Genomic DNA, 13,527 nt, shown 5'->3' on the forward strand with positions numbered 1-13,527 from the left:
CCACATGGGTGGCCTGGCGGCGAAGATAAGCGCAGCGGTGGGGCGTTGTCGAGAAAATTCCGAGGCCTTGTGGGGCGTTTTCCTTCAGGGCGAATGGGTGTGCCACAGGTGTTGCGCATCGCGGATGAATCCGCTCCCACGGGGCGTCAGGTGCCGGCCCGGGCGCCGGTGGGGTGGACCGGTGAAGCGCGGTCCACCCCGCGAGGGCTCACCGTGCGGGGTTATTGCGGGATGAGGATGGAGAACTTCTTGTGGTGGGTGCTGCCGTTGACATCACGCACCTGGGCCACGAACCAGTGGGCGGTGGCGGAGGCGGTACCGGCTTCCGGGGTGCCGCTGACCAGGCCGTCGGCGGCCAGCGTCAGGCCGGCCGGCGGGTGGCCGCTGACCAGCTTCCAGGTGGCGCCGCCGAGGCCGCCGGTGGCGTACAGCTGGGCCTGGTAGGGCTGTCCGACGCGGGCCTCGGGCAGGGCGGCGGGGCTGTTGACCAGGAGGCCGTCGTTGGGGTGGCTGGCGGCCAGGCGGTAGAACTTCACCCGCGCGCCTTCGGTGGCGCTGTCGCCGTGCATGTGCAGGTAGGCGCCGGCCTTGAAGTAGAAGGTCTCGCTGTTCCAGGCCGGGTCCATCGCCATGGTCGCCACCGGGCCGCCGTTGGCCGAGGCCATGGCGACGTTGTTGCTGACCTTCATCTGGTAGCTGAAGGTCTCGCCCAGGGCGATGTCCGTGGCCAGCACGTGGTTGGTATAGGGCAGGCCCTGTTCCGGCAGGCCCTGCAGCTTGGCGATGACGCGGCCGGTCTTCCTGGCGAAGTCGTAGCGGTAGTAGAGGAGGATCAGCGGCGCGCTGCCGTAGCCGTGCACCTGGCCGACGATGACGAGGCCGTCGCTGGGCACTTGGATGACCTTGAGCAGGGCGTCCTGCACCGATTCGCCGGCGCCGCTCCAGGTCAGCCCCAGGTTGCTCGGGTCGAGCATCTCGCGCAGCTCCGAGCGCGGGCTGCTGGAGCCACCGGCGGTGGCGCCGTTGACCGGCGTCCAGAAGCTCATGGAGCCGTCGGCCGCGTCGGTGCGGAACCAGCGCGACTGGTAGCCGTCGGGGCCGCTGAGCTGGTCGGGGCGCACGGTGATGGCCTTGCCCTCGCTGCCGCCCTCGGCGTCCTGGGGCACGGTGATGTTCCAGTTCTCCAGGGCGAAGTTGCCGCCCGGGGCTATGCCCTTGTACAGCTCGGCCTGGGCTTCGCCGAGCAGCAGGCAGCCCAGCAGGCCGAGCCAGTGGGCCTTGCGGTGGCGGTGGGGAACGGGGTGGAGCGATTGGAGCCTGTGCATGCCTTGCATCCTCGTTGTCGGGCCGCACTCCGCTCGAGACCGCCTTCCTTCGACGCGTACGTGCCTTCCCTGCGCTTGTGTAGGGCCTGCTTCATCGCAGGCCTTTCACAGACTCGTCGCCTTCAGGGAAGGTTCTGCCGCTGCGTTGCGGCGGCGACCGGTGGCGCACTGGCGCCGGTGCGTCGGGCGTGCCGGGTCAGGCCGTGTGCCGGGTCTTGAGCGCGATGAGCAGTTCGGCGAGGCGCTCGATATCGGCGTCCGTGGTGCGCCACGAGGAAACGCTGAGGCGGAACGCCGGGCGCCCCTGCCACAGCGTGGGGCCGAACCAGACCTCGCCCGTGGCCTGGACGGCGAGGCGGATGGCCAGGGTCTGTTCGTCGCTGTCGGCGCGCACCAGCACCTGGTTGAGCACCACGCGGTTGAGCACCTGGTAGCCGGCGCTGCGCAGGCGTTCGGCGAGGTACGTGGCCTGGCGCAGGTGGCGGTCGATCAGCGCGCGCAGGCCGTCGCGGCCGAGGCTGGCCAGGGCTGCCCAGATGGGCACGCCACGGGCGCGACGGGAGAATTCCAGGTTGAGGTTCTTCTGCGCATCGCGGGAGGCGGTGGCGTAGGCGGCGTCGCTGTTCATCGCGGTGGCCAGGGCCTCGGCATCCCGGCAGATGGCCATGGCGCCGTCGTAAGGGGTGTTCAGCCACTTGTGGCCGTCGGTGGTCCAGCTGTCGGCCTGCTCGACGCCTGCGGCCAGCGCGGCGGCAGAGCTGGCCCGGGCCCAGAGGCCGAAGGCACCGTCGACATGCACCCAGGCACCAGCGGCGCGGGCGCGGGGGATGAGCTCGGCGAAGGGGTCGAATTCGCCGCTGTTGACCTCGCCGGCCTGCAGGCAGAGGACGGTCATGTCGTCCAGCGGCGGCAGTTGCGCCGGGTCGATCCGGCCCAGTTCGTCGACGGGCGCCACCCGCAGGCGGTTGATGCCGAAGCCGAGGATGCGCAGGGCTTTCTTAACGGTGATGTGCACGCTGGCGGAGACCACCACGCGCACCTCGGGCGCGCCCATCAGGCCGTCGCCGTCGAAGTCCCAGCCCTTGCGCGCGAGCAGGGCGCGCCGGGCGGCGCTGAGGCAGGCGAGGGTGCAGGCGGTGGCGCTGGTGCCGAAGCCCACGGCGCTCTCGGTGGGCAGGCCGAGGCTCTCCAGCACCCAGCGCGCGGCGGCCTTCTCGATGCGGTCGGCGGCGGGGGAGTTGTCGAAGGAGGACGCGCACTGGTCCCAGGCCAGCACCAGGCGCTCGGCAGCGGCGGCGGCCGGCAGGGTGGCGCCGATGACGAAGCCGAAGTAGCGACCACCATTGGAGGCCGTGGTGGCGGGGGAGCCGAGGTCGTCCAGCAGTTGCAGGGCCTGCCGGGCGGGCAGGCCCTGCTCGGGCAGCGGGCCGTCGAAGCCGGCCAGGGCGGCGATGGCCTCGGGCGTGGGGAAGACGCGACGGCCGGGGATGCCATCGAAGTAGGCGAGGGCGCGGCGGTCGGCGTCTTCGAGGAGCTGGCGTTCGGTGTCCATGGGGGTGTCCGGGCGGTGGTGGCGATGGGCCTACCTTAGCCGCCGCCGTGCCGGGCCAGCAGATACACGCTGCGCCCGCGACGGCGGTACAGTCGCCAGCGCCCGCTCGCCTCCAGCGGAACAGTTACAACTCACACCCGTACAGTTGCCCTTCAGTGCCCGAGCATTTCGTGCATGGCGATGATCTGTTCGGCCACCTGGATGAGCTTCTGCTGGCGGCTCATGGCCTGGCGGCGCATCAGGGTATAGGCCTCTTCCTCGTTGCAGCTCTTCATCTTCATCAGCAGCCCCTTGGCCAGTTCCACGCGCTTGCGCTCGGCGAGCTGCTGCTCGCGGGCGTTGAGCTGGGCGCGCAGGGCCTGGTCGCTTTCGAAGCGGGCGATGGCGACGTCGAGGATCGGTTGCAGGCGCTGGGCGTGGATGCCTTCGACTATGTAGGCGCTGACGCCGGCCTGGATGGCCTGGCGCATGACGCCGGGATCGTGCTCGTCGGTGAACATGACGATGGGGCGGGGCTGGTCGCGGCTGACCAGCACCACCTGTTCCATGACGTCGCGTCCCGGGGATTCGGTGTCGATGAGCACGACATCGGGGCGCACGGCCTCGACCCGTGCGGGCAGGTCGATGGTCAGCCCGGATTCGTCGATGACCTCGAAGCCGGCTTCGACCAGGGCGGTGCGAAGACGACCGACTTTCTTGGCGGTGTCGTTGATCAGCAGGATGCGCAGCATAGGGGCGTCCCTCCGTTACAGGGCGAGGGCGGAGGGTGTGCCGGCGAGGGCGTGCAGGCGGAAACCGCGTGCGTAGCCGGCCGGGTCGCTGCCATCCCAGGTGACGCCGTCCATCAGCGTGGCGCTGCGCATCGGCCCGGGGACTTCGATGCCAAGGGCCTCGGCGGCCTGGCGATAGAGGTCGAGGCGCTGCACCTGGCGGGCGACGCCGAGGTAGTCCGGGTCATCGCGCAACAGGCCCCAGCGGCGGAACTGGGTCATGAACCAGATGCCATCGGATAGGTAGGGCATGTTGACCCGGCCATCGTCGAAGAAGCGCAGCGGGTGGGCGTCTTCCCAGGCGTTGCCCAGGCCGTCGCGGTAGTGGCCGAGGAAGCGCGGCTCGATGGCCGAGAGCGGTGCGTCGACGTACTCGGCACCGCTGATGAGTTGTGCCGTGCTGCGGCGGTTTTCCTCGCTCTGCTCGATGAAGCGGCTGGCTTCGAGCACGGCCATGGTCAGGGCGCGGGCGGTGTTCGGGTAGGCCTCGGCGAAGGCGGCGGTGACGCCGAGGACCTTCTCCGGGTGGTCGGGCCAGATCATCTGGCTGGTGGCGAGGGTGAAGCCCTGGCCCTGGTCCACCGCCAGGGCGCCCCAGGGGCCGCCGGCGCAGAAGCCGTCGATGCGCGCGGCCTGGAGGTGGGCGACCATCTGCGAGGGCGGTACCACCACGCTGTTGACGTCGTGCAGCGGGTGGATGCCATGGGCGGCCAGCCAGTAGGCGAGCCACATGGCGTGGGTGCCGGTGGGGAAGGTCTGGGCGAAGGTGAGCCGTGCACCACCCTGGCGCACGTGGGTTACCAGTGCCTCGGCAGTGGTCACGCCAGCGCGTCGCAGGGGTTCGGAGAGGTTGATGGCCTGGCCGTTCTGGCACAGGCCCATGAGGATGGCCATGTCGGTGGCGGTACCGCCGATGCCCAGGTGGATGCCGTAGACCTGGCCATAGAGCGCCTGGGCGGCGTCCAGCTCGCCGGCCAGCAGCTTGTCGCGCAGGGTGGCCCAGGAGGCCTGGCGCTTGAGGTTGAGGGTCAGGCCGTAGGGCTGGGCGAAGCCCTGGGTGGCGGCGACGACCAGCGAAGCCGAGTCGGTGAGGGCCATGAAGCCGAGGTCCAGCGTGCTCTTTTCCGGTGCATCGCTGCCGGTGACCCAGGCCAGGTTGTCATTGCGTGTGTGCAGTCGGTCGTCGCTCATGCTGTCGCCATCCCATCAACGAAAAGGCGCCGCCCCGGCCTATCGCGGGGTGCGATGACCGATGACGACGCCATTGTCCGGCGGCCCGCCCCGCCGTTGGGGAGGGCCTGATGCGAGTGACGAAGCAAGCGATGTGCCAGGGGCACGAAGACAGACCCCCACCGCAGTGGGGGCCTGGATGGAGCGGGGCGGATCAGCGCTCGATGATCTGCTTCACCTGGGTCTGCGGGATCTGCTGCTTGCGGCCTTCGCTGTCCTCGAATTCGAGCATGCCGGTGTCTTCGTCCAGCTCGGGCTTGCCGTCGCTGGTGAGGATCTGGCCGTCGGTGGTGTTGATCAAATATTCGCTGGAGCAGCCGGAGAGGCCGACCAGGCAGAGGGCGATGAGGATCCAGTGCTTCATGGTGTTACTCCTTGGAATGAGCGGTTGGGCGCTTCTCCTTGGAACATAGCCGCTGGCGTTGGGCTGGCAAGGCGGGGGAGGGCGAATTCGTGGGGGGCGGCACGGTTTCGGGCCGGGCTTTTCAGTGGGCCCCCGCGTGCGCGGGGGCCCACTGAAAAGCCGCTGCGCACGTCCGGGCCCAGATCGCGCCCATGAAAAAGCCCCGCACGGGGCGGGGCTTCTTCATTGCCGATGAGGCTTAGGCTTGAACGACCGGGATCTTGGCGTTCGCAGCGGCTTCGCGGTACTCGGCGATCTGGTCGAAGGACAGGTAGCGGTAGACGTCGGCAGCCATGCTGTCGATGTTCTTCGCGTATTCCATGTACTCCTCGACGGTCGGCAGCTTGCCCAGGATGGACGCGACTGCCGCCAGTTCGGCGGAGGCCAGGTACACGTTGGCGCCATCGCCCAGACGGTTCGGGAAGTTGCGGGTGGAGGTCGAAACCACGGTGGAGTTCGACGCCACGCGTGCCTGGTTACCCATGCACAGCGAGCAGCCCGGCATTTCCATGCGCGCGCCGGCCTTGCCGTAGATGCCGTAGTAGCCTTCCTCGGTCAGCTGGTGCTGGTCCATCTTGGTCGGCGGCGACAGCCACAGGCGGGTCGGAATCGAGCCCTTGACCTTGTCCAGCAGCTTACCGGCAGCGCGGAAGTGGCCGATGTTGGTCATGCAGGAACCGATGAACACTTCGTCGATCTTGTCGCCGGCGACGGTGGAGAGCAGGCGGGCATCGTCCGGGTCGTTCGGAGCGCAGAGAACCGGCTCCTTCACGTCGGCCAGGTCGATCTCGATGATCTCGGCGTACTCGGCGTCCTTGTCGGCTTCCATCAGTTGCGGGTTGGCCAGCCAGGCTTCCATCGCCTGGGCGCGACGCTCCATGGTGCGGGCATCGCCGTAGCCTTCGCCGATCATCCAGCGCAGCAGGGTGATGTTGGACTGCAGGTACTCGGCGATGGCCTTTTCCGGCAGCTTGATGGTGCAGCCCGCAGCGGAACGCTCGGCGGAGGCGTCGGACAGCTCGAACGCCTGCTCGACGGTCAGTTCGTCCAGGCCTTCGATCTCGAGGATGCGGCCGGAGAAGATGTTCTTCTTGCCCTTCTTCTCGACGGTCAGCAGGCCCTTCTGGATGGCGTAGTAGGGGATGGCATGGACCAGGTCACGCAGGGTGATACCGGGCTGCATCTTGCCTTTGAAACGCACCAGGACGGACTCGGGCATGTCCAGCGGCATGACGCCGGTGGCGGCGGCGAAGGCCACCAGGCCGGAACCGGCCGGGAAGGAGATGCCGATCGGGAAGCGGGTGTGGGAGTCACCACCGGTGCCGACGGTGTCCGGCAGCAGCATGCGGTTCAGCCAGCTGTGGATGATGCCGTCGCCAGGACGCAGGGACACGCCGCCACGGGTGCGGATGAAATCCGGCAGGGTGTGGTGGGTGGTGACGTCGATGGGCTTCGGATAGGCAGCGGTGTGGCAGAAGGACTGCATGACCAGGTCGGCGGAGAAGCCCAGGCAGGCCAGGTCCTTCAGCTCGTCGCGGGTCATCGGGCCAGTGGTGTCCTGGGATCCGACGGTGGTCATCTTCGGCTCGCAGTAGGTGCCCGGGCGGACGCCGGCTACGCCGCACGCCTTGCCGACCATCTTCTGCGCCAGGGTGAAGCCCTTGCCGCTGTCGGCGGGCTGTTCCGGCTTCTTGAACAGGTCGGAGGCGCCCAGGCCCAGTTCGGCACGGGCCTTCTCGGTCAGGCCACGGCCGACGATCAGCGGGATACGGCCGCCAGCGCGGACTTCGTCGAGCAGCACCGGGGTCTTCAGTTCGAAGGTGGTGATGACTTCGTCGGTGCCGTGCTTGCACACCTTGCCGGCGTGCGGGTAGACGTCGATCACGTCGCCCATGTTGATGTTCGACACGTCGAACTCGATCGGCAGGGCGCCGGCGTCTTCCATGGTGTTGTAGAAGATCGGGGCGATCTTGGAACCGAAGCAGAAGCCGCCTGCGCGCTTGTTCGGCACATAGGGGATGTCGTCGCCGAAGAACCACAGCACCGAGTTGGTGGCGGATTTGCGCGAGGAGCCGGTGCCGACCACGTCACCGACGTAGGCGACCGGGAAGCCCTTGGCCTTGATCTCTTCGATCTGCTTCAGCGGGCCGATGGCGCCTTGCTGCTCGGGGACGATGCCGTCGCGGGCCATCTTCAGCATGGCCAGGGCGTGCAGCGGGATGTCCGGGCGGGACCAGGCGTCCGGAGCCGGGGACAGGTCGTCGGTGTTGGTTTCGCCGGTGACCTTGAACACGGCCAGGCTGTACTTGTCGGCGATGGCGGGCTTGGCGGTGAACCACTCGCCGGCGGCCCAGGATTCCAGGACGGCCTTGGCGTGGGCGTTGCCGGCCTTGGCTTTCTCGGCGACGTCGTGGAAGGCGTCGAACATCAGCAGGGTGTGCTTGAGCTGTTCGGCAGCGGTGGCCGCCAGCTCGGCGTCATCCAGCAGCTCGACCAGGGTGGCGATGTTGTAGCCGCCCTGCATGGTGCCGAGGAGCTCGGTGGCGCGTTGCTTGGAGATCAGCGGGGACTTGGCTTCACCCTTGGCGACGGCGGAGAGGAAACCGGCCTTGACGTAGGCGGCTTCGTCCACGCCCGGCGGAACGCGGTTGGTGATCAGGTCTACGAGGAATTCTTCTTCGCCGGCCGGCGGGTTCTTCAGCAGCTCTACCAGGCCTGCGGTCTGTTCGGCGTTCAGCGGCTGGGGCACGATACCCTGGGCGGCACGCTCTTGTACGTGTTTGCGATAGGCTTCAAGCACAGTTTTACCCTCATCAGTGGTCCCAAGGAGTTGTCCGGGACGCTCATCCAGGAATCCAGCGAACCCGTGCGCCGCGCAGCTTTGTGAGCTGCCTGGCCAGGGTTTCGATGGTTCCATCCAGAAGCTGTTTTCAAAGTTTTACGCCGGAAGGAAGGCCTGATGAGGGCTGGCGTTGGACACTCGCCGGGGAGTGCCCAGCGCCAAGATTTCCTGCCGGGTGGACTGTGCTCGTGACGCTTTGAAAACAGCTTCCAACGGACATTGGCGCCTAAAATGGCGGGCCGATTCTAAAGGAAAGCTGAGCCGAAGTTAAGACAAAAGCCCCGGGTTTCTTGGGGTGACCCTGCTTAGACAAAGGGCTAAGATGCCGCCCTGTTCCTGCTTTTCCAGACCTTCCCGCCATGTCCAATCAGCGCATCAAGACGCCTTGCGTCGGCCTCTGCTCAACCGTTTACGGGGATCTCGTATGCCGTGGCTGCAAGCGCTTCCACCATGAAGTGGTGAACTGGAACCTCTACAACGAGGAGGAAAAGCGGGCGGTCTGGCGACGCCTGGAAATCCTCCTGGTGCAGGTGATAACCGCCAAGCTCGAGGTTTTCGACGAAGATCGCCTGCGAATGCAGCTCGAGCAGCGCCAGGTCCGCTTCGTTCCCGAGCAGTCGCCCTATTGCTGGGCCTACCAGTTGATCGCCCGCGGCTCGCGCATGATCAACCGCCTCGATGCCTATGGCGTGGCGCTGCTGCCGGAGTTCCGCGGCTGGGCCTTGCCGGAGCTGCGCGAGGCCATCGATCGGGAGTTCTTCCTTCTGTCGGAAGCCCATTACGAGCGCTACATCGCCCCGCGTTTCCTGCTGGAGGGGATGGAGATCCGCGTCTGAGCGCATCCCCACAGTCGGCGGTACGCCAGGCATGGAAAAGCCGCCCATCGGGGCGGCTTTTTCGTTCGGGGGTCAGCGTTGGGCGACCAGTTCCTCCAGGTGGGCGATGATCTCGTCCGGCTTGAGCACCAGCACATCGCTTTCCAGGGAGTCCAGCACCACCTCGGCGGTGTTGCCGATCAGGGCGCCGGAGATGCCGGTACGGGCGACCGTGCCGATCACCGTAACCGCCGCCTTGAGCTTGTGGGCGACGTGGGGGATGAGTACGTCGGCCGGCCCTTCCTCCACATGCAGGCGCTCGTCGCTGATGTCGAACTCTTCCTGGAAGGCTCGGCATTCGGCGCGGTAGCGCGCCTCGATGCTTTCCTTGAGCTGGAAGGTCGGGTCCGCCGCCGACAGCATCGGCGAGGGGTGGGCGCTGATCACGTGCAGGGTGCCCTTGGCCAGCCCGGCGATGTCGTAGCCGTGGCTGATGATGCTGGCGTGCAGGGTGCGGTGCTCGCCATCGCTGTTGCCGACGTCCACCGCCGCCAGGATGACGCCGTTGGTCCAGGGGGTGTCGGTCTTGACCATCAGCACCGGGCCGGGGCAGTAGCGCAGCAGTTTCCAGTCGTCCGGGGTGAGCAGGAAGCGCTTGAGCGGGTTGTCCGGCACATGCTGCTTGATCACCAGGCCACACCCCTCGGCCTGCTGCACGGCGATGACGGTCTGGTGCAGGTTCTCGTTCCAGGCCTGCTGGGTGGTGACGCTGTAGCCTTCGCTGGCGAGCGCGCCGGACAGGTCGGCAAGGTAGGCGGCGTGGTCCGCCTTGCGGTCGCAGACCAGCAGGTGCAGGTGCGATTGAGTCACCCCGGCGATGAGCTTGGCGCGCTTGAGCGCCAGGCCTTCGAGGTGACTCGGATCAACTACCACGAGGATGCTGCGGATGGCTTGCATGGTCGTGCTCTCCCTGGAAGACATATAGCTGGATCCACTGTAGCTGCCCTGGGCGCCCGGTGTTCTTGACATATATCAGTGCATCACGCTGGCTGCGCCCTGCAGCCCCCGTATAATGCTCCGCCAATGCCCGTCCGACCAGATCGCCATGCCTGCATCCGCCATTCCCGCCGTTCCGTTTTCCCCCGTCATCGCCCGCCAGGGAGTGCCTCGTCCATGAACCTCCCGGAAATCCACGACTTCCTTGGCTGCCGCACGCCCTCGGCCTGGGTGGATGCCGCGCTGGCGGACCAGGAAACCCTGCTGATCGATCACAAGAACAACGAGTTCAAGGCCGCCGCGACGGCCATGGCGTTGATGGCCAAGTACAGCCTGCACCTGGACCTGATCAACTTCATGTCGCGCCTGGCCCGTGAGGAGCTGGTCCACCACGAACAGGTCCTGCGCATCATGAAGAAGCGTCGCGTGCCGCTGCGCGCGGTATCCGCCGCGCGCTACGCCTCCGGCCTGCGCAAGGTGGTGCGCAACCACGAGCCGGCCAAGCTGGTGGACACCCTGGTGGTGGGGGCCTTCATCGAGGCGCGCTCCTGCGAGCGTTTCGAAGCCCTGGTGCCGCATCTGGACGAAGAGCTGGGCAAGTTCTACTTCGGCCTGCTGAAAAGCGAGGCGCGCCACTACCAGGGCTACCTGAAGCTGGCCTACCAGTACGGCGAGGCGGCGGACGTGGATGCGGTGATCGAGAAGGTGAGGGCGGTGGAGCGTGAGCTGATCGAGAGCCCGGACGAGGCGTTCCGCTTCCACAGCGGTGTGCCGGCCTGAGTCCGGCCGGAACTGAAAAGCGCCCCGAGGGGCGCTTTTTTTGTGGCCGGGGAGGGCTCAGTCCTTCACTTTCAGGTCCAGTGCCAGGTCGCGGGCGGCCTTGGTGGCGAGCACGCCCATCAACTGGCCGATCTCGTCCTGGCGACTGCTGGCGCCGTTCTGCCCGGCACCCATCATCACGCTGGGGACCGGCGCCTGGGCGGCGGCCTCGGCCCAGACCTTGTTGATGGCGATCAGCGCGTCGAGCTTGGGCTGCAGCGCGCCGTCCGCCTTGATCACCGCTTCACGGGCATAGGCCTCGGCGTCGGCGGTGATCTTGGTGGCCTGGGCGGTGATGCTGGCCTTGTCACGCAGCAGCTCGGCGGTCTGCTTCTCGATCTCGGCGCGACCCTTCTCGCGTTCGGCGTTGATGCGCGCCAGCTGCTTCTCGGTCTCGGCCTGGGTGGTGCGCTCGATCTGGTCGCGCAGGGTTTCCTGGCGGCGGGCTTCCACTTCCTTCTCGCCGCGGGCGGTGACCAGCAGCTTCTCTTCCTCTTCCTTCAGGCGGTTCTGCCGGGCCACGGCCAGCTCGGCCAGGGCCTGCTGCACCTTGACCATGCGCTGCTTGTACTGCGGGTTGGGGTCGACGTTGGTGATGCGGGCCTCGACCACTTCGACGCCGTACTTGCGGAATTGCTGCTGCTTGCGCACCGGCATGCCCTTGGCGTCGATCACCTTCTCGGTGACGAACTGGCTGGCGTTGTTGTCGCCGAAGGTGCCCTGCTCGGTACCGGCCTGGAGGATAGCGGTCTGCTGCGGTACATGGCCGCGCGGGCCGCGCACTTCCTTGCGCTTGATCAGGTAGAGGCCGTCGTTGAGCTGGTTCTCGAACTCGGCGGCGAATTCGCTGCGAGCGCCGGCGTAGAAGTCGTCGGCGGTCATCAGCGAGGCGGTGGCTTGCAGGGTTTCCTTGATCGCCGGCACCAGCGCGGTCCGGATGAAGTTCTCCGGGTTGCGGTATTCCTGGGCGATCTTGAGGAACTGCTCGCCGCTGGGCAGGCGGAAGCGTGCGGAGGATTCGACCTTGGCGTCGACGTTGCCGAGGAAGACGATGGGGAAGGCTTCGATGGTGGCGCCTAGGGAGTCGTTGTCGCTGTTGTCGTCGATCTGGTTGAGCGCTTCGGTGAGCACCGACTGCACGCTCAGGGCCTTCTTCCAGGGGGTGGCGCGGCCGAACCACTTGGTGGCGTAGCCGACGTCGTCCACCACTTTCTCTTCGCCGAAGATGGTGCGCACGTGGGTGGCGAAACCGGCTTCGTTGTAGAAGAAGATGCCGTTGAACAGCACGAAGGCGGCGGCCGTGCCGGCGACGGCGCCGACCAGGTACTTGATATAGGGGGAATCGCTGAACGGCATGGTCGCTCCTTGACGGGACTCAGGGTGCGCCGATGCTGCTGGCCGCGTGCCATCCCGTCAAGGAGAGCCGGCGCGGCCTGCGGAGGAGTTCGCGTTGCGCGGCTCAGTCGAGGGCGAAGGGTGCCTGGCGGAAGCCCTGTTCGTCGACTTCCAGCGCCCAGCCCTGGCGATCCCAGTCGCCCAAAACGATGCGCTGGGCGGGCAGGCCGCCGACCTGCAGTTCATGCACGGCGGGGCGGTGGGTGTGGCCGTGGATCAGGGTCGGCACGCCCTGTTCGGCCAGCAGGCGCGGGATTTCTTCCGGGGTGACGTCGGTGATCTCCGCCGCCTTCTGCCGGGTCTGCATGCGGCTCTCGCTGCGCAGCTTGCGTGCCAGCTTGTGGCGGGTGGCGAGCGGCAGGTGGCGCAGTATCCAGAGCACGACGGGGTTGCGCAGGATGCGCCGCATGCGCATGTAGGCCTCGTCGCGGGTGCACAGGCTGTCGCCGTGCATCAGCACCACGGGGTGGCCGGCGAGCACGACGCGGCTCGGGTCCGCCAGCAGGGTGCAACCGGCCTCGCGACAGAAGCGCGTGCCGATCATGAAGTCGCGGTTGCCGTGCATCAGGAAGATGCGCGTGCCGCCATCGGCCACCTGGCGCAGGGCCTGGGCGATGGTGCGCTGGTAGGGGGTCATGGCGTCGTCGCCGATCCAGGCCTCGAAGAAGTCGCCGAGGATGTAGAGCGCTTCGGCCTGGCTGGCGCGGGTCTGCAGGAAACGAAGAAACGCCCGGGTGATGTCCGGGCGTTCTTCTTCCAGATGCAGATCGGAGATCAGCAGGATCACTCGACGATCTCGGCCTTCTCGATGATCACGTCCTCGACCGGTACGTCCTGGTGGCCGGACTTCATGGTGGTGGCCACGCCCTTGATCTTGTTGACCACGTCCATGCCTTCGGTCACTTCGCCGAACACGGCGTAGCCCCAGCCCTGCACGGTCGGCGCGCTGTGGTTGAGGAAGCTGTTGTCGGCGACGTTGATGAAGAACTGCGCGGAGGCGGAGTGCGGCTCCATGGTGCGGGCCATGGCGACGGTGCCGACCTTGTTCGACAGGCCGTTGTTGGCCTCGTTCTTGATGGGGGCGCGGGTGGTCTTCTGCTTCATGCCCGGTTCGAAGCCGCCGCCCTGGATCATGAAGTTGGAGATCACGCGGTGGAAGACGGTGCCGTCGTAGTGGCCGGCCTTCACATACTCCTTGAAGTTGGCCACGGTTTCCGGGGCTTTGTCTTCGAAGAGTTCCAGGGTGATGACGCCATGGTTGGTGTGCAGCTTGATCATTTCGGTATCCGCTCGGTCGAGAATTCGAAGGCCTGTCAGGGGGTTGACAGCTTCGGCTATGATAAGCGCTTTGATTTGACCGGCCTACCCTGTGCCGCGCAC

Annotated in this window: 12 protein-coding genes; 2 read left to right on the forward strand and 10 right to left on the reverse strand. The window is 67.0% G+C overall.

The genetic code is table 11. The annotated features are described in order from the left end of the window. Nucleotides 1-221: 221 nt before the first annotated feature. The 6 genes from HSX14_RS10050 to acnB all read right to left on the reverse strand — a co-directional run bounded on the left by HSX14_RS10050 (nt 222) and on the right by acnB (nt 8,080). Nucleotides 222-1,325, reverse strand: a complete 1,104-nt coding sequence (locus HSX14_RS10050; protein WP_173174032.1) for a polysaccharide lyase family 7 protein — start codon at nt 1,323-1,325, stop codon at nt 222-224. 196 nt (nt 1,326-1,521) lie between these two features. Continuing rightward, a complete protein-coding gene (locus HSX14_RS10055) occupies nt 1,522-2,877 on the reverse strand; it encodes a pyridoxal phosphate-dependent decarboxylase family protein (protein WP_173174034.1) in 1,356 nt (451 codons plus the stop codon). Between the two features lie 152 nt (nt 2,878-3,029). After that, nucleotides 3,030-3,608: an ANTAR domain-containing response regulator gene (locus HSX14_RS10060; protein ID WP_021220297.1), complete on the reverse strand. Its 579-nt coding sequence runs from the start codon at nt 3,606-3,608 to the stop codon at nt 3,030-3,032. 15 nt (nt 3,609-3,623) lie between these two features. Continuing rightward, nucleotides 3,624-4,838 (reverse strand): CmpA/NrtA family ABC transporter substrate-binding protein, encoded by a 1,215-nt coding sequence (locus tag HSX14_RS10065; RefSeq protein WP_173174036.1) that lies wholly within the window; start codon nt 4,836-4,838, stop codon nt 3,624-3,626. A 193-nt stretch (nt 4,839-5,031) separates the two neighbouring features. Continuing rightward, nucleotides 5,032-5,241 (reverse strand): YgdI/YgdR family lipoprotein, encoded by a 210-nt coding sequence (locus HSX14_RS10070; RefSeq protein ID WP_173174038.1) that lies wholly within the window; start codon nt 5,239-5,241, stop codon nt 5,032-5,034. A 238-nt stretch (nt 5,242-5,479) separates the two neighbouring features. Next, entirely contained in the window at nt 5,480-8,080 is a 2,601-nt protein-coding gene (acnB, locus tag HSX14_RS10075; RefSeq protein ID WP_173174040.1) for a bifunctional aconitate hydratase 2/2-methylisocitrate dehydratase, read from the reverse strand. 401 nt (nt 8,081-8,481) lie between these two features. Here acnB and HSX14_RS10080 point away from each other — a divergent pair, with 401 nt between their 5' ends. Continuing rightward, nucleotides 8,482-8,958, forward strand: a complete 477-nt coding sequence (locus tag HSX14_RS10080) for a DUF1289 domain-containing protein (RefSeq protein WP_175384246.1) — start codon at nt 8,482-8,484, stop codon at nt 8,956-8,958. 72 nt (nt 8,959-9,030) lie between these two features. Here the strand turns inward: HSX14_RS10080 and HSX14_RS10085 are convergent, their stop codons facing one another. Continuing rightward, the gene (locus HSX14_RS10085; protein ID WP_173178827.1) at nt 9,031-9,894 is read right to left on the reverse strand and encodes a universal stress protein; all 864 of its coding nucleotides are present in this window, start codon (nt 9,892-9,894) and stop codon (nt 9,031-9,033) included. Between the two features lie 216 nt (nt 9,895-10,110). Here HSX14_RS10085 and HSX14_RS10090 point away from each other — a divergent pair, with 216 nt between their 5' ends. Continuing rightward, the gene (locus HSX14_RS10090; RefSeq protein WP_173178826.1) at nt 10,111-10,713 is read left to right on the forward strand and encodes a MiaE family protein; all 603 of its coding nucleotides are present in this window, start codon (nt 10,111-10,113) and stop codon (nt 10,711-10,713) included. Between the two features lie 57 nt (nt 10,714-10,770). On the opposite strand, the gene HSX14_RS10095 is transcribed toward HSX14_RS10090, so the two are convergent. The 3 genes from HSX14_RS10095 to HSX14_RS10105 all read right to left on the reverse strand — a co-directional run bounded on the left by HSX14_RS10095 (nt 10,771) and on the right by HSX14_RS10105 (nt 13,425). Next, entirely contained in the window at nt 10,771-12,108 is a 1,338-nt protein-coding gene (locus HSX14_RS10095; protein WP_173178825.1) for an SPFH domain-containing protein, read from the reverse strand. A 103-nt stretch (nt 12,109-12,211) separates the two neighbouring features. Further along, nucleotides 12,212-12,934, reverse strand: coding sequence for a UDP-2,3-diacylglucosamine diphosphatase (gene lpxH / locus HSX14_RS10100; protein WP_173178824.1), 723 nt, complete (start codon nt 12,932-12,934; stop codon nt 12,212-12,214). Beyond that, nucleotides 12,931-13,425: a peptidylprolyl isomerase gene (locus tag HSX14_RS10105; RefSeq protein WP_021220288.1), complete on the reverse strand. Its 495-nt coding sequence runs from the start codon at nt 13,423-13,425 to the stop codon at nt 12,931-12,933. The genes lpxH and HSX14_RS10105 overlap by 4 nt, the downstream gene beginning before the upstream one ends. Nucleotides 13,426-13,527 lie beyond the last annotated feature (102 nt).

This window comes from Pseudomonas tohonis, assembly GCF_012767755.2.
GTDB lineage: Bacteria > Pseudomonadota > Gammaproteobacteria > Pseudomonadales > Pseudomonadaceae > Metapseudomonas > Metapseudomonas tohonis.